The sequence below is a fragment of the Vibrio sp. 1249-1 genome (assembly GCF_033340495.1).
The window spans coordinates 283,796-301,418 of the sequence record NZ_JAWOWJ010000004.1 but is presented as its reverse complement, the minus strand read 5'-3'; the positions used below and the strand labels follow the sequence as shown (position 1 = coordinate 301,418).

Below are 17,623 nucleotides of genomic sequence, written 5' to 3'. Positions count from 1 at the left end.
ATTTTTTCTACCTTTCTTCACCAATATGAAACTCAACGCGATTTCTTCCGGTTTCTTTTGCCTTGTAAAGTGCTAAGTCGGCGCGTTTAACGAGTGGTTCAAATGAGTCGTCGAGACGACAGACTTGAGTTACCCCAATACTCGCGGTGAAGCTCATATCACAACCTGAATGTTGAACGGTCGTCGTTTCTAGTGCATTACGAATCGTTTCTAATGTGTCTAGAGCTTGCTGTGATGAGCGACTTCTTAATACGATGGCAAACTCTTCACCGCCAACTCTGGCAAGTAAGTCACAATCAAGTAGATGACTTTTAATAGTATTAACTGCATGGATCAGTGATTTATCGCCTGCGTCATGACCAAATCGGTCATTGAGGCTTTTAAAATTGTCGAGATCTAAAATAGCAACATGGAAGTCAATGCCCTGGGTTCGGTATTCATTTAGGCGGCTTTCGATTTGTCGCATGAACTCTCTGCGGTTTGGAATACCTGTTAGATCATCCGTCGTGGCGAGGTGCTCCATTTTCATGATCTGTATATGAAGGGCAATGTTTAAAGCAATCCAATTAGCGATGCACTGAAGCTGTGCCGCTTGTTCGTTTGTGTAAATGTGCGTTTGATGATGCGCAACATTAAGCGTTCCTAGGCAGACTTTACCGTGCATTAAAGGCGCGTCCATACACGTACCCATACCATTGGATGCGAGCATCACACAATCGATCTCATCAGATTGAGTAACATCGTCGCAGATCATCAGTTGTTGCTTTTTGAACACTCGGCCAACAAACGCTTGATGAATGGGCACTAAAAATTCAGCGGGAATCGCTTTACTACCAGAGAAAGAGTAGACCTTTAAATGATCATTGTTTTCATAAAGTGTGATACTCGCACGGTCAGAATTAAATATGCGATTTATCCATTCTGCCACCGTATCAAGTACTTGCTGTAGTGTTTCCGATTGAGCTAAAAAGTGAACAAACCCTATCGGCATACATATCGGACTTTCCATGTTTTGCATCGATAAGTCATCAGGGTTAAAAGTTCTTTCAAGTCTCAATAGACATCTCCTTGGCAATGTTGCAAATACCAACAATAAATTACGTGAAGCTATTTTGTAGAAAATGTGCTTCTTGGTAAGAGTATGGTTTAATTATCGCCGTTTGTGTGCATTTGGTTGCTTAATGTGGGCGTTAACTCACCCTAAATAAGTAAATCTTATACCTATTTATAAGTAAGTCATTACTCAATAAGTGGTGTTTTTAAGATGGAAGTACAGAATGAGCCCTTCTGGAAGAGAAGGGCTAGAAAAGGATACAAATAGGGTCAGGTGAGTGGTGACTTAATTGTCTTTGTACTTTTGTAAAATCAACTGACTTATCTGCGCAACGAGTTGGTCCCTAGCTTGAAGTGAGAGCTCGGTTTCTGTGACATAAATACTAATGTAAACAGGTCGATGATTTTCCTTCCATATAATCGCGTTAATGCCACGCGAACCATGACCTCCCGCACCAGAACGGTCTGCAATAGACCAACCTGTTGGTAATACAGAACGCATTAACGAGTCTGAAACTTTGTTGTCCTGCATCCAGATTTTTAATTGTACACGAGACTCATAAGACAACGTTTCGCCTTCGACCAAAGTTCGAAGAGTGTTTAGTATGGCGTTAGGTGTGGTTGTGTCGCGGCTGTCGCCTGGTGTGGCTTCGTTCAAGCGAGGTTCTATTCTGTCTAGGCGCGTTGCTTTATCTCCAATTGTTCGCAGAAACATTGTTACGGCCTTAGGGCCGCCAATTTCATTTAATACTAAGTTGGCTGCGGTATTATCACTCATTAACATAGCGGCTTCACACGCGTGCTCTATGCGTGTGTTTTGGCCTGCGAGCTTATCCATCACTGGAGACCATACAACGATACTGCGCTCATCGACTTTTGCGGTCGCATTTTTACTTAGCTTACCGCTGTCCATATCACTTAGCATTTTGGCACAAGCTAGGGTTTTGAATGTGCTCATGAGTGGGAAGCGTTCATCGCCACGGTAATCCCAACGCTCGTCTGCTTGGGTATCCCAAACTGACACCCCAATTCTGCTTGAGGTTTGTTGCTCGAGGAGAGAAATGTCCTCATTCAGTTGGGACGCGTAACTTAGGGTTGAGCAAACCATTAGCCCAGCCAACAAAAATAACTTTTTCATGGATCGTGTTCTTCAATTTTAGTTTTAGTTCGCACGGTAGCGATGTCACGTAAACTATAACGAGCCAATACTCTAAACACTGTTAAATCTATGTCTATTTTATGTAGGATTCTTTGCAATACGCTTAAACGGTCTCAATATGGGGAGAAGAGTGTTGCTATCAAGGCCTGTAGTTTGGCTTATATATTACGTCGGTGATTCGGTCACAAAAATATCTTAGCGAGAGACACTGGCTCAGAATTTCTTATCATGAGCTAACGAATAGTTTGATCCAGAAATACAAGGAGCTGAATCATCAGCTCCTTTTGTCTCTTTGGGTAATTACTTACAGTTCAATCTTTTTAACCATGCCTGCTTCTGCATGGCCTGGAATGTTGCACGCGAACTCAACGTTGTTGTCACCGTGGAAATGCCACAACAACTGCTTCGCTTTACCTGGTTTTACCGTAACTGCGTTGCCTGAGTCATGCATGTGATCGCCGCTCATTGTCTTCATCATTTCGCGATGTTCTAGCTGCTCTTTAGCCGAACCAATCGTAAACTCGTGGTTGATCTTACCGGTGTTCATGACCACAAATTGCACCACATCGTTTGGCTCAATTTTAACGTCTTTTTTGAACTTGATGGTCATGTCATCACCCAAGATAACGTGTACCACCTTGTCTGGCTTTGCCCCTTTTGCTGGCATACCAACTGCCGACATGCCCGGCATATCCATCATGTTTGAATGGTCCATTTTACTGTGGTCCATCTTCATGCTGCCGTGGTCCATATTTTCATGCTTCATGTTGCTATGATCCATGTTCGCGTGGTCCATGTTTGAATGATCCACTTGGGCAAACGCAGTCGTTGTTGTTAGGGCTAGAGCAAGAGTGATTAGTGTCTTTTTCATTTTTATATCCTTGTTTTAATTCATTATTAACTTGGTTGCTTCCCCTCAAACGGCATGTTTGAGAGGAAGGTAGGGGTTAAGCCTTGTTGTTTACATCACTAGCTTGAGTGCTAGCTTGGTGATTAGTCGTATTGCTATGACGCAACTCACGTTGTTTCCACAGCTTGAAGATGGCAGGAAGCACCAACAGCGTCAGTAGCAGTGCTGATGCCATACCACCAATCATTGGCGCGGCGATACGTTGCATTACTTCTGATCCTGTACCTTCGCCGTACATGATCGGAATCAGACCAATAATTACTGTCAGTACCGTCATCATTACTGGGCGAACACGCAGGCCTGCGCCTTCACGAATGGCATCGGTTAGGTCTTTCGCCTCAAGCTTCTGTTGGTTCTCTTCCGCATCGAGTTTTTTGTAGTGCCACGCTTGGTTGAGGTAGACGAGCATGATGACCCCAATCTCAACTGCGACACCTGCTAGGGCAATAAAGCCGACCCCGACGGCAATCGAGAAGTTGTAGTTGAGGATATGCATGAGCCACAAACCACCGACCATAGCGAGCGGTAGGGTAAGCATGATGATCATCACTTCACCGACACGACGGAAACTGAAGTAAAGCAGCAGCATAATGATGGCGATGGTGATTGGTACCACGACACTCAAGCGATCTTTCGCACGTTCCATGTATTCGTATTGACCAGACCAAGCCAGCGAGTAACCCGCAGGAAGCTCCAATTGATCAGCCACGACTTGCTGTGCTTCCACGACGTAAGAGCCAAGGTCACGACCATCGATATCGACAAACACCCAGCCGTTTGGACGCGCGTTTTCCGTCTTGATCATCGGAGGGCCGTCTTCGTAACGAATGTCCGCTACATCAGCCAGCGCAATACGAGCGCCATTTGGTGTCACCAATGGTAGGTTTTGCAGTTTAACCACTGAGTCGCGGTAGTCTTGTGGGTAACGAACGTTGATTGGGTAACGCTCCAAGCCTTCAATGGTTTCACCCACATTCATGCCACCCACCGCAGTGGAGATCACTTGTTGAACGTCTTTGATGCTTAAGCCATAACGCGCTGCGGCACGACGTTTAATGTCGATCGTGACATAACGACCACCTGCGACACGTTCTGCGTAAACCGATGCTGTACCTTGTACGCCATTAAGAATTGGCTCCAGCTGGGAACCGATCTTCTCAATCACTTTCAGGTCGGGACCCGCGATTTTAATGCCGATAGGGGTTTTGATGCCCGTTGCCAGCATGTCGATACGCGTTTTGATCGGCATTACCCAAGCATTAGTAAGACCAGGGAACTGAACCAGTTTGTCGAACTCTTTGCGCAGTGACTCGGTTGTTACCCCTTCACGCCATTGGTCGCGTGGCTTCAACTGAATCACGGTTTCAATCATGGTGAGTGGCGCTGGATCGGTTGCGGTCTCAGCTCGGCCAATTTTGCCCCATACGGTTTTCACTTCTGGAACGGTTTTGATCAGCTTGTTGGTTTGTTGTAGAAGCTCGCGCGCTTTACCAATTGAGATACCCGGATAGGTCGTTGGCATGTACATTAAGTCGCCTTCATCCAGCGGCGGGATGAATTCGCTACCCAGTTTACTGGTTGGGTAGTAAGCCGATGCCGTCAGACCTAATGCGATAACAATCATGGTCTTAGGGTATTTTAAGCTGGTGTTCAACAACGGGCGGTACAACGCGACCAAGCCACGGTTAACTGGGTTTTTGTGTTCCGGTAATACCTTACCGCGAATGAAGTAGCCCATAAGAACAGGGACGAGTGTGATTGCCAAACCTGCTGCCGCTGCCATGGCGTAAGTCTTAGTGAACGCAAGCGGCGAGAACATCTTGCCTTCTTGGCCTTCTAAGGCGAACACCGGTACGAAGCTAAGAGTAATGATCAGCAACGAGAAGAACAGCGGTGCGCCAACTTCTTCTGCGGCTTTACCTATTACTTGCCAGCGGTTTTTGTCGGTCAGTGGCGTTCGTTCAATGTGCTTGTGAACGTTTTCAATCATCACGATTGCACCATCCACCATGGCACCGATGGCAATCGCGATACCACCAAGGGACATGATGTTGGCGTTGATGCCTTGCCAGTGCATTACGATAAACGCAGTGAGAATACCGACCGGTAGGCTCAGAGCGATAACCAATGAAGAACGAATGTGGAACAGGAACAACGCACACACAATCGCAACGACGATGAACTCCTCTGCAAGCTTTTTCCATAGGTTTTCTACCGCTGAATCGATAAGGGTAGAGCGGTCGTAGGTTGCAACAATTTCCACGCCTTCTGGCAGGCTGCGTTGTAGGTCTGCGAGTTTGTCTTTGACTTTCGCAATCACTTCACTGGCGTTTTCACCAAAGCGCATCACGATAACGCCACCGACCGCTTCACCTTCGCCATTCAGCTCTGAGATACCACGGCGCATTTGTGGACCAAGGTTAATGTCTGCGATGTCTCCTAATAGCAACGGCGTGCCTTTCTCAGTGACTTTGAGAGGCAGTGATTTGATGTCTTCAATGCTGGTTAGGTAACCCGTGGTACGAACCATGTGCTCGGCTTCGGCCACTTCGATAACGGACGCGCCGGTTTCTTGGTTACCGTTTTGGATTGCCATGTTCACTTGTTGCAAAGTGAGGTTGTAAGCACGCAGTTTGGCAGGATCAATCTGCACTTGATACTGCTTCACCATACCGCCCACGGTTGCGACTTCAGAAACGCCATCAACGGTTTGCAATTCGTACTTCAAGAACCAGTCTTGCAGGCTGCGAAGATCCGCTAAATCATGCTTGCCGGTTTTGTCTTGTAATACGTAGCTGTAAACCCAGCCCACGCCCGTTGCATCAGGACCTAGGGTTGGTTTTGCGTTCGGTGGCAGCTTAGGTGCCACTTGGCTTAAGTACTCCAACACGCGTGAACGTGCCCAGTACATGTCGGTATCATCGTTGAAAATGATATAAACGTAAGAGTCACCAAAGAATGAGTAGCCACGAACTGTCTCAGCACCCGGCACGGCAAGCATGGCGGTGGTGAGTGGGTAAGTGACTTGATCCTCGACGACTTGAGGAGCTTGCCCCGGATAGCTTGTCTTGATGATCACTTGCACATCAGAAAGATCCGGAATCGCATCAACAGGCGTATTCTTTACACTGTAAAGTCCGCCTAATATAAGGGCTAAGGTCGCGACCAACACTAGGAATCGGTTGCTCAGTGACCAACGAATAATAGCATTGATCATAATTAACCCTCGACGGCTGTTGTTGCAGGAACTAGCTGTCTAAGAACGTAGTCAGATCCTTGTTTTTCAACTAGAAACCGAACTTTCTGTCCTTCTTCAAAACCCGTTAGATCAACCTCTTCACCCACAGAGAAGTTCATCTCGCCTGCATCCCAGTTCCATTCTGCAACCGGTAGGTGGTTTAAGGTGATCATGCCAAAATCAGCCATCAGCATGGTGATGTCACCAGTTAGCCAAACTTCTGCGGCAATGACGCTGTTGTCTGCCTTATAGTCGATGATTTGGTACTGACCGGACTCCGTCTTTTGCATTTCAAATTCGATAGCCTGACCTTTTTTCAAGTCACCCATCTCAACGCCATCTGCGAAAGTGAAGTTCATTACCATGCCCGGCCAATCCCATTCTGGTACAGGCTGGTGGTTGATGGTCAGCATACGGTGATCTTTCATCACATCCGTGATCTCACCTTTAGCCCATGCCGTTTCTACTGCCGCTTCTACACCATTGATGCGAGACAGATCCGCCGACTGGCTTGATTCAGAATCGAGCATGAAGTGAGATGAAGTAACGATCTTGTCGCCTTGCTTAAGCCCTTGTAATACTTCGATTTGTTCTCCAGCTTCGCGGCCAACTTCAATTCGAGCAGAACGGTATTTGCCATCACCTTCCGCCAGAACAACGCGAGTCATACCGCCAGAGCGAATAACAGATGATTTAGGAATCGTTAATACTGCGTCGTCAGTAACAGGCTGCAAGGCAATATTGGCGAACATGTTTGGCTTCAATGCGCCATCTGGGTTAGGGAATTTAAGGCGCACACGCAACGTACGTGTTTTCGGATCAAGGATTGGGTACACGTAATCGACAACACCTTGCCATTCATTGCCCGGAATCGCGTCAAGGGTCATCGTGGCTTGAGAACCCGCTTTCATCCAGTGCGCTTGACGCTCAAAGACTTCTGCATCAACCCAAACATTGTCCAAAGGACCTGCACTGATCACCGCTTGAGCAGGGGATAAATAGCCACCTTCACGCACGTTTAAGCTCGCGATAACGCCATCAGCAGGCGCTTTGATTTCAATGGTTTGCGATGCTTTACCGCTACGAGTAATGGATTTGATTTGAGCGCGGTCAACCCCAAGCGTTACCAAGCGTTCGGTCGCGCCTTTTACAAGACCTTTGCGGCCAGTGCGGTACGCATTTAGCAATTCTTCTTGTGCTTTAACCAGTTCAGGAGAGTAGAGCGTGAAAAGCACATCGCCTTTCTTCACTTTCTCACCGACGGCATTGATGTAGAGTTTTTCTACCCAACCCGCCACACGAACGTTGGTTTGCCATAACAGACTTTCATCAAAGGCAATATAGCCAACCGTTTCGATGCGTGGTGATAGCTGTTGTAGTGTCGCGTTTGCGGTTTTAACCCCGAGGTTGTTCTCTACTGAAGGGTCAATAGTCACTGTACCCGGTGCGTCTTGTTCACCGGATAGGTCTTCTGCGTAAACAGGAATCAAATCCATGCCCATTGGGGACTTACCCGGCTTGTCGCGTTTGTAATTCGGATCCATTGGGGCAACCCAGTAAAGCGGATCATTAGAGCTTGCAGCAGATTCGCCACCCATCGCACTCATGTCGTGAGCCGAGCCCGTAAGAAAATGATTAGCACCAAACCCTAAAGCACCACCAACAATCAGCGCGATGGTTGCAATCTTAAATGTTTTCATTGTTTTACCTTATTTTCCCCTTCACATTTGACGCTACAGCATTGTTGCCTGCTCTCGTTCACCCAAATCACATAGCAGATCCCTTAGTTTGTTAGGGAAAGTGCTCATGGGATTCTCTCGTTTGCCGCCTAGCTGTAGCCCCAACTGTCTTGGGGAATCACAAATTAATATGTCGAAATAGAGCGAGCTTCCGGTGAAGCCACTTGGTAGTCGAAACCACCGAGTAGGGTGGCTAAATTGCTGTTTGCGATGTTGAGATCGGTCAGCAGACGTTGTTGCTCTAATTGCAGAGCCAACTCGTCAGTCGTGGCAGAAATCACATCGTTAAACTGCGCTGTGTTGTTTTGATAACCCCGCTCAACGGCTTGAATGCGCGCTTTCGCTTGAGGCAATAAGGTGGATTGATAACGTTCTAAACGCTGGGTTAAGTTGCCGCGATCAACCAGCAAAGTGTTCACCTTGGCATTCATCTGCGTTAGTAAGGTGTCTTTTTGTGATTGTGCCGCGCCAACTTGGTATTGAGCGGCAGCAAGATTGCGATCTTGGCGGTCACTCGTAAACAACGGAATGTCCATGGTTAGGTAAGCGCTGACCAAGTCTGATGCTGGCTCACCCATCATGTTGTCGGCTTGGCGGTAGGCGTACATTACTTCGACGCCAAATTGTGGGTTGTAGGCTTGCTCAGCAATTTCCACCTGAGTTTTATTGGCAGAGATGCTGACGTCGGCCATCTTAACCATCGGGTGTTGGCTGAGTTGTTGATAATGCTTGGTGGAACCCTGACTAGCAGCAAGTTTGCCGTTCAGTGTGTCCCAATTAAGTTGGTTGCTCGCGTGCAGAGCCTGTTCATTCGCCAACCAATCTGAACCCAACCATTCGGAGAGTTGAGAGATAAGACGACGTTGCATTTGTGCATTGGCTTGCAGTTTCTCATCCAACTTGCTGACTTGTAATTGAGCGTTGAGTAGGTCTTGCGCTTCACTCTTACCAATCGAATAGTTGGTTTGAATAAAGCTTTCCATCTCCTTCATCAACTTGCGGTTCTCAAGCATGATTTGCTCCGCGCGTTGCTGGTAACCAAGCTCTAACCAAAGTTGAGTCATGCTGTTGGCTACCTCAAGCTCACGAGCATGGACTTGAAGCCCAAGGCCGTCAGCTTGTTGATTGGCTTTCTTCTGCTGTAAATCAAGCGTCGACCCACGCTCAAATTGTTGCATTAAACCAACGGAGATATTGGTCATTGGGTCTTCATCGAATTTGAAGCTGTCGACAGGCAAGCCACCAAAACCCACTTTCAGTTTTGGGTCCATCAAGGTCGCGCTCGCGACGCCCGTTTCACGCATGGCAGCAGATTGCGCAGAGTATTGCTTACGATTGCCATCGTTACTCAAAGCGACGTTGATCAGTTGGGCAAGCTTGGTCGTTGAAGCTCGCTCACTTGATGCGGAATTTTGCGCTGCGTGCGTCTCTTTACCAGCGGCGTTAACCAAGGTTGGCGCAGCGACCAGAGCCACCATAAAAATAGGTGCAGCTAAGCGGTATGGTTTGATATCCATAATCTAAATCCAGTGTTCGCCGGATCGATGGAGGTGCGGATTTTATTGCGGGAACAGTAAAGCCTTGTTACCTCATCGCTCAGGCGCATTAAAACAACCTGCGATACACGCGCAGGGTCGAATGCTAGGACGGATTTAGGCTATAGGAGGTCGGTATAGGTCGCGGCTGACGTGTACGACTGGGGAAGCAACTTCAGGAGTAATAGTTGCGCGATAGACGACGGGCATTGGGCTATTGATAGGATTCGGTAGGGGGACGAAAACTATCGTACACGCGGCAGTACAGCAGGTATGAACCATGCCGGAGCCTCCACCACAGTTCATGCTGGTTTCTCTTGCATCGCCATCTTCGGACATAGAAGCGTCTGTCATGGAGACGTCCATCATGCCAGGCATACCGCAGTGTTCGCTGTCACTCATCATAGAAGGATGGTGAGCCATGCCAATAGACATCATTTGAATATTCATCAACGGCTCACTGTTCGCCACACTAGATACCAATAGCACTAGCGTCGTGAAGAGAGTTAACCAGATTGTATGCAGCGATTTTAAGTGCATACCCTTTCCCATGTGTTTGATGAAAATGATGAAAACCCTTCGATTCTAAAGGTTAACCTAAGGGTAAGGTCAATCATTTATTACTCTTATTATCAAAATAGTCCAACCCTTCTGTTTTCGCACTTAAACGTTTGTTAAACACCGAGTGTTGAAAGTTAGCGAAAGAAGCTCTCGCTTTTTATGACACGTGAAAAATGTGGTTTATAAGTTTTACATCACACTAACTTGTCTTACAAATGATTATCCTTATAAAATGCATGGTTTTACTTGTGCAGATTTGGATTTGCTTTGCTGCGGGGGTTGCATGATAGAAATTGTCATCGATGGAAAATATAGAATTGTAGAAGAGGGTCTAACCCTTTTAGAAGCAGCAAAAGTGTGTGGGGTCGAGATCCCATCGCTGTGCGGAATGAACAAAAGTAATGAAAAAGTACCGTGTGACTTGTGTGTGGTTGAAGTCGAAAGCGGCGGTACTAAGCGTGCGTGTGAACTTGAAGTTTACCGCGGCCTTAATGTGGTCACGCAATCAGAACAATTAAGCGAGCACCGCAGAAAAGCACTTAACCGTATCATGACGGATCATTACGCCGATTGTGAAGCGCCATGTAAAACAGCATGTCCAGCGGGCGTGGATATCCAGTCGTACCTATATCACATCGCACAGAACGATCATCAAAAAGCGATTGAAGTGATTAAGCGTACGTTGCCTATGCCGTTATCGATTGGCCGTGTGTGCCCGGCATTTTGTGAGAGTGAATGTCGCCGCTCGTTAGTCGATGAGCCTATTGCAATTCGTCAGCTAAAACGTCATGCCGCGGATGCGGATTTGTCTGCGCATGAAGCCTACGTACCAGAAAAGAAACCAAGCAAAGGTTTGAACATTGCCGTCGTCGGCAGTGGTCCTGGTGGTCTGACAGCTGGCTACTACCTATCGAACGAAGGCTACGACGTTACGGTCTTTGAATCCATGCCAAAAGCGGGCGGTTGGTTGCGTTACGGTATTCCAGAATACCGTTTACCAAAAGACATTCTCGATAAAGAAATCGAACTGATGTGCCGCAATGGCATGCAAGTTCACACCAATCAAAAGCTAGGTGTGGATTTCACGCTTTCTCAATTGAGCGAAGAATACGACGCAGTGTGTTTGGCTGTCGGTGCGTCTCAAGCGGTTGAAATGCGTTACACAGGCAGTGACCTTGAAGGTTGCTACTTAGGCGTTGATTACCTTAAAGATTACGTCACTGAGCAAAACTATGTAACGGGTCAAAAAGTCGCGGTGATCGGTGGTGGTAACACGGCAATTGACTGTGCTCGTACTGCGCGTCGTGCTGGTGCAGACACCACGTTGATTTACCGTCGTACCCGTGACGAAATGCCAGCAGAAGACTACGAGATTGTCGAAGCGGAACACGAAGGGGTGAAATTCCACTTCTTGACCAACCCGGCAGAAAACCTTGCCGATGAAACCGGACGCGTGAGTGCGATTCGTCTAGAGCGCATGGCGTTGGGTGAGCCGGATGCATCTGGTCGTCGAAGCCCTAAACCAACCGGCGAGTTCTTTACCGAAGAGTTCGACACCGTAATTGCGGCAGTATCGCAAAAGCCAGACCTGAGCTTCCTAGAAGGTGAAGACTTATCTATTCCGCTAACGCGTTGGAACACCTCCGATGCAGATGAAAAGACCATGCACACCGGCACGGGTAACATCTTCAGTATTGGTGATTTCCGCCGTGGTCCAGCAACGGCAGTTGAAGCCGTGGGTGATGGTCGCGTTGCGGCAAAAGCCATTGATCTGTTTTTGAATGGCGATATGGCAGACATGCCAAAGGCGGCGTTCAACTCACGAAAAGAGAAGAAACTTTCTCAAGTCGATCCGCTTCACTTCGAGAACATCCAAAAAGTCGCTCGTTCTATCATGCCTGAACTGACTCCAGCACAACGCGAGCAAAGCTTCGCTGAAGTGGAGTTAGGCTTTGATAACGAAGAAGCGATGAAGGAAGCTGCGCGCTGTCTAGAATGTGGTTGTCAGGCAAATACCGATTGTGCGCTGCGTGATTACTCCACCGAATATGAAGCCGAGCAAAGCTTTGACTTCTCCTTGCAGATTAAATCGCATCAAGATTGGTTAGATCTTCGTGCGAAAGACTTGCGTCATAAGTACGAAGTTGACCGTAGCTCTGAGTTTATTGAGTTTGATGCCAACCGCTGTATTAGTTGTGGTCAGTGCATCCAAGCGTGTCGTGACAAAGCCGTGCACGGCGTACTGAACTTTGTGTGCGACAAACAAGGTCGTCCTGCATTACGTCCTGACGACCGTCCACACTTTGGAAGTAACAAGAATGGCTTAACCCTAATGGGCGATTCGAACTGCGTGCAATGTGGCGCGTGCGTTCAAGTGTGTCCAACGGGCGCGATGGTTGATAGTCGTGACCGTTCACAAGGTCGTACTGAAGATCTGAAAGCGGTCGACACCATTTGTACGTACTGTGGTGTGGGTTGTAAGTTGACTATGTTCGTGGACGAAGCAACCAATACGATTCGTTACGTGAAGGGCGGTGACTCGCCAGTGAACCAAGGCATGCTGTGTGTGAAAGGGCGCTTTGGTTTTGATTTCATCGGCAGTGAAGAGCGTCTTACCACGCCATTGATTCGTAAAGACGGTTGGTTGCAGCCTGCAAGTTGGGAAGAGGCGATTCAACTGATTGCAAGCAAGTTCTCTGGCATCAAGCAAGATTTTGGCAGCAACGCATTGGCGGGTTTCTCTTCAGCGAAAACCACCAACGAAGACAACTACGCGTTCCAAAAATTTGTCCGTCGTGAACTGGGCACTAACAACGTCGACCACTGTGCGCGCTTGTGTCACGCATCGAGTGTAACCGGTCTTGAGGCATCACTCGGTAGTGGTGCAATGACCAACGACATTCCAAGCATTAAGCACTCTGATGTGATCTTTATTATTGGTTCGGATACCACTTCGGCGCACCCGATTATCGCTTCACATATTAAACAAGCAATTCGTCACCACGGCGCTCGTTTGATTGTGGCTGACCCGAAACGTGTCGATATGGCAGAGCATGCTGAGCTGTATATGGCGCACCGTCCAGGTACAGATGTGATGCTTTTAAATGGCGTCATGCAGCAGATCATCAAGAACGGTTGGTACGATCAAGAGTACATCGAAGAACGTGTCGACGGCTTTGATACCTTACTGCAAGAAGTAATGTCGCCAGCTTACAACCTCGATAAAGTGGAGTTGGTTACAGGCGTTAAAGCTGAAGACATTCAAGCAATGGCGCGCATGATCGGTACGGCAGATCGTACGGCTGTTTACTACTCGATGGGTATCACTCAGCATACGACAGGTCATGACAACGTGCGTTCTATCGCTAACTTGCAATTGCTGTGTGGCAACATCCGTATTGAAGGTGGTGGTATTAACCCGCTACGTGGTCAATCAAACGTTCAAGGCGCGTGTGATATGGGTGCTTTGCCAAACAGCTTCCCGGGCTACCAAAAGGTATACAACCCAATTGTGCGTCAGAAGTTTGCGATTGAATGGAACGCACCAAATCTGCCTTCTGAGCAAGGTCTAACCCTGACAGAAATCATTGATGCGGCTTGCCATCGTGACGTTCGTGGTATGTACATCATGGGTGAGAACCCAGTATTGAGCGACCCGAACCAAGCGCATGTGATTGAAGGTTTAGAAGCACTCGACTTCTTGGTGGTTCAAGACATCTTCCTAACGGAAACTGCGCAATACGCGGATGTGGTTCTGCCTTCTTGCTCGTTTGCAGAGAAAGCGGGTCACTTCACCAATACGGAGCGTCGTGTTCAGCGCGTGAATCCGGTTGTCACGGCACCGGGTGAAGCGAAAGAGGATTGGTGGATTATTCAAGAAATCGCCAATGCCATGGGTAGTGATTGGGATTACCACTGCGTGTCTGATATCACCAATGAAATCGCACGTGTGACACCTCAATACGCGGGTCTTCGTTGGGACGCCATTACGCCAAACGGTGTGCAATGGCCGAGCAATAAGAACAACCCTGCGGGTACTCGCATCATGCACCAAACCCAGTTTACTCGTGGTAAAGGGCAAATGGTGGGTGTACCGTTCCGTTATGCGGCTGAGCTGCCAGATGAAGAGTACCCACTTGTGTTAACGACGGGTCGCGTACTTGAGCAGTTCCACACTGGCACCATGACACGTAAGACCAAAGGGTTGGATAACCTTGCTGGCCCTCGCGCGATGGTGAGCGTGGAAGACGCAGAAGCGCTAGGCATCAGTAATGGTCAGCGTCTGACAGTGTCTACACGTCGCGGCAGCATTGAGATTGATGCTTTTGTGACTAAGCGTATTCAAAAAGGTGTGGTGTTTATTCCATTCCACTTTGTTGAATCGCCGGTGAACCGTTTAACGACAACGGCGACTGACCCGCATGCGAAGATCCCTGAGTTCAAGGTCGCTGCGGTTAAAGTGGAAGTGAGCGAAAAGACAACGCAGACAGAGTCTCTCGAAGATAGTTACCAACACGTTTAAATTCGGCGAGTCACGTTGTTGTGGGCACTGACAATTTGAGCCTAGTTGATGGGCGGATAATCTACTCTTGATTTCCGCTCTCACTACATTCACTCGGATTGTCTTTTTCTTCAAACTCCTTTTACTTTTCTGTTATCACCGCGCTCCGGTTAGTTTTCCTTTCTTACTTCTTACTTCTTACTTCTTACTTCTTACTTCTTACTTCTTGCTGTCTCTGTGGCGTATTTTTGTTCAAGCCCATGATGAGAGTGCAATAAAGTTTGTTGTTGAGCTTGTCATAGAATTGACTGTCTCTGACTGTCCCCTGTTATTTGGGCAAGTTCTATAACCTAAACTTTGCTCGCTTCCTATACTGAATTAACGAAGCAAGATTTTTATAACAACAAGAGGAAGCTTGTATGACAAGAACAACCTCATTTGCACTCGTTTTATTACTTATGTGCGCATACTTTGGTTACAACCGTTATTATGTATACCCCCAGCAGTTGGAAACACAGGCGAAATCGATGCTAATACAAATGGCAAATCGCGAAGAGTGGGTCGATGTGTTTGAGATGATGAATCGCGTAGACGCGCATAAGGGCCATTTGGAACTTGTTGCTGACGTGACATCCTCTGATGGTCAGCGAGCGTACAGTGAAGGTATTATCACGTACACGGATCGCGAAGGCGTTGTCTGTAAACAGGTAGTGTTCAACTTTAAAATAAACTCTTTGAAAAACTACAATATTTCCGATTTACGAGATTGTTCCTACGGTGAGTACTATTAATATTGTCTGAGAGTTGAGCTCGATAGCACAGTGTATGAATACACAAACAAAAAATAGCCCTTCGTTGGGGCTATTTTTGTTTTTAAGGAATGAACGCAATATCGTGGGATTAGTCGAGTGATTTTTTGAAGCGAAATGAAGCGACAATAAGGCCGATAACAGTGAATCCAAGTAACCAGACTGTATCTCGCCATAGCTCCATTAAATCTGCACCACGCAACACCACACCACGAATAATGCGCATAAAGTGAGTGGCAGGCAGGGCTTCTGAGATCCATTGTGCCGCGACGGGCATTCCTTCATAAGGGAACATAAATCCGGACAGAAGAATCGATGGCAAAAGAATAAACACCGTCATCTGCATGGCCTGAAGCTGTGTCGTCGCAATGGTGGATATCACCAAACCTAAGGTTAAACTCGCGGCGATAAACAGCAGCGTGCCAAACAGTATCTGACTAATGGCGCCGTTTATTGGCACGCCAAATATCCAGTGCCCCAAGCCTAAAATGATAAACACCTGTATCAGACCAACAAAGATGTAGGGAATGATCTTCGCCACCATGAGTTCGATGGAGTGGATTGGCGTAGTAATCAGTAACTCTAAATTGCCGCGTTCCCGCTCACGAACAATGGCTGCACTAGTGAACAAGATCATCGTCATAGTCAGAATCACGCCCAATAAACCGGGGACAATGTTCACCGCCGAGCGCCGACTCGGGTTGTAATACAGCGCAACTTCAAAGGTTTTGGTTGGGGCAGGGCGTATCTCAAAATCAAAATCCGTTAACGGCATGGTTTGTAGCGAGAGAATCGCAGAGCTGATCATGGTGTCTGAACCATCCACAATCCACTGTCCAAGTTCTCGACCTTGCACCATACGTTGGGTTAAGTCGCTAGGCAGAATCAAAGCCGCTCGTACCAAGCCGTCTTGAATGGCTTGCTCGGCTTCTGATGCGGTAGCGAAGGTTTCAACCACATCTACCACTTGCGTTACTTTGACGGACTCAGTGATCACGCGCCCGGCAGTACTGCCACTTTGATCGACGACGCCAACGGGAATGTTGCGAATATCGGTATTAATGGCAAAGCCGAACAGCAGGAGCTGAATCAACGGGATCATCACGACCATGCCAAAGGTAATGCGGTCACGTGAAAGCTGACGGATCTCTTTGATCATTACCGCTTTCATACGGGCAATAGATTTCATCATTGGCGACCTTCTCCCGTAACACTGACAAACACATCTTCCAAGCTCGGGCGAGCAATGTTCATCTCGCAGCCCTCAAGCTCTGGAAAGGTTTGGGTTAACCATTCGATCGGTTGTTCGATGTGCTGGTGGATCAAAATGCGTAAGCGAATGCCGAGCTGTGCGGCAGAACGGACTTCTTCGCGTCGAATGACTTTCTCTTTTAGCTCGCGTAAGTTATCCGCTTTGACTTCGACGATGTTAACGCCCATTTGCGTCATGAGTTCTTCTGGCTCACCATCGGCGCGGATTTCCCCAGCTTCCATGATAGCCAGACGATGGCAACGCTCCGCTTCATCCATGTAGTGCGTTGTGACCAAAATCGTCGTACCTTGGTCAGAGAGATCAAACAACTGCTCCCAGAAATCGCGTCGGTTCTCTGGGTCAACCGCAGACGTGGGTTCATCGAGAAACAACAGTTCTGGTTTATGCATGGTGGCTGCGGCGAGAGACAAGCGTTGTTTCTGGCCGCCGCTCATTCCTCCGACGCGCTGTTTACGCAGTTGGTCGAGACCGTAGGTGGCTAGTTGTTCTTCGATGCGAGCCTTTAGGGCCTTGGTTTCCATACCAAAGATTTGTCCAATAAACTCAAGATTCTCTTGAACCGTCAGGTCATCATAGAGGGAAAACTTTTGTGTCATGTAGCCAATCTTGAGGCGCAGCAGTTCCGATTGTTTTGGGATCTCTAACCCAAGCACGTCCACGTTGCCCTCACTTGGGCTAAGCAAACCCGTCAACACACGAATGGTTGTCGATTTACCGCAGCCGTTCGGGCCAAGAAAACCATAAATACTGCCTTTGGGCACATTGAGCGTGATGTTGTTGATGGCGGTGAAGTCACCAAACTTTTTCACTACATTTTCAGCTTGAATCGCGTATTCGGTCATTGG

General features: G+C 47.7%; 11 protein-coding genes. 2 read left to right on the top strand and 9 right to left on the bottom strand.

The features are described from left to right. Positions 1–7 precede the first annotated feature (7 nt). The 7 genes from R7Z50_RS10275 to R7Z50_RS10245 all read right to left on the bottom strand — a co-directional run bounded on the left by R7Z50_RS10275 (position 8) and on the right by R7Z50_RS10245 (position 10,174). On the bottom strand, positions 8–1,057 hold the full coding sequence (locus R7Z50_RS10275) for a sensor domain-containing diguanylate cyclase (RefSeq protein ID WP_053303796.1): 1,050 nt from the start codon (positions 1,055–1,057) through the stop codon (positions 8–10). A 282-nt stretch (positions 1,058–1,339) separates the two neighbouring features. Continuing rightward, positions 1,340–2,191, bottom strand: a complete 852-nt coding sequence (locus tag R7Z50_RS10270) for a carbenicillin-hydrolyzing class A beta-lactamase CARB-42 (protein WP_005375420.1) — start codon at positions 2,189–2,191, stop codon at positions 1,340–1,342. 325 nt (positions 2,192–2,516) lie between these two features. Further along, positions 2,517–3,083: a copper-resistant cuproprotein CopI gene (gene copI, locus R7Z50_RS10265; RefSeq protein ID WP_206970788.1), complete on the bottom strand. Its 567-nt coding sequence runs from the start codon at positions 3,081–3,083 to the stop codon at positions 2,517–2,519. A gap of 76 nt (positions 3,084–3,159) precedes the next feature. Next, positions 3,160–6,339: an efflux RND transporter permease subunit gene (locus tag R7Z50_RS10260; RefSeq protein WP_318149058.1), complete on the bottom strand. Its 3,180-nt coding sequence runs from the start codon at positions 6,337–6,339 to the stop codon at positions 3,160–3,162. Between the two features lie 2 nt (positions 6,340–6,341). Beyond that, positions 6,342–8,060: an efflux RND transporter periplasmic adaptor subunit gene (locus R7Z50_RS10255; RefSeq protein WP_206970790.1), complete on the bottom strand. Its 1,719-nt coding sequence runs from the start codon at positions 8,058–8,060 to the stop codon at positions 6,342–6,344. A 164-nt stretch (positions 8,061–8,224) separates the two neighbouring features. Continuing rightward, positions 8,225–9,616 carry a TolC family protein gene (locus R7Z50_RS10250; protein ID WP_206970791.1) on the bottom strand — a complete coding sequence of 464 codons (1,392 nt, stop codon included), beginning with the start codon at positions 9,614–9,616 and terminating at the stop codon, positions 8,225–8,227. Positions 9,617–9,751: 135 nt separating this feature from the next. Beyond that, complete coding sequence (locus R7Z50_RS10245; RefSeq protein ID WP_205461304.1) at positions 9,752–10,174, bottom strand: hypothetical protein; 423 nt, start codon at positions 10,172–10,174, stop codon at positions 9,752–9,754. A gap of 304 nt (positions 10,175–10,478) precedes the next feature. Here R7Z50_RS10245 and fdhF point away from each other — a divergent pair, with 304 nt between their 5' ends. Both fdhF and R7Z50_RS10235 read left to right on the top strand, forming a co-directional pair. Then, positions 10,479–14,717: a formate dehydrogenase subunit alpha gene (gene fdhF, locus R7Z50_RS10240; protein WP_318149057.1), complete on the top strand. Its 4,239-nt coding sequence runs from the start codon at positions 10,479–10,481 to the stop codon at positions 14,715–14,717. A gap of 398 nt (positions 14,718–15,115) precedes the next feature. After that, a complete protein-coding gene (locus R7Z50_RS10235; RefSeq protein ID WP_005375433.1) occupies positions 15,116–15,487 on the top strand; it encodes a hypothetical protein in 372 nt (123 codons plus the stop codon). 109 nt (positions 15,488–15,596) lie between these two features. Here R7Z50_RS10235 and R7Z50_RS10230 read toward each other — a convergent pair whose 3' ends face one another. Further along, positions 15,597–16,694 carry an ABC transporter permease gene (locus R7Z50_RS10230; protein ID WP_017635233.1) on the bottom strand — a complete coding sequence of 366 codons (1,098 nt, stop codon included), beginning with the start codon at positions 16,692–16,694 and terminating at the stop codon, positions 15,597–15,599. Further along, positions 16,694–17,620, bottom strand: coding sequence for an ABC transporter ATP-binding protein (locus tag R7Z50_RS10225; RefSeq protein ID WP_017635232.1), 927 nt, complete (start codon positions 17,618–17,620; stop codon positions 16,694–16,696). The genes R7Z50_RS10230 and R7Z50_RS10225 overlap by 1 nt, the downstream gene beginning before the upstream one ends. Between the last annotated feature and the right edge of the window lie 3 nt (positions 17,621–17,623).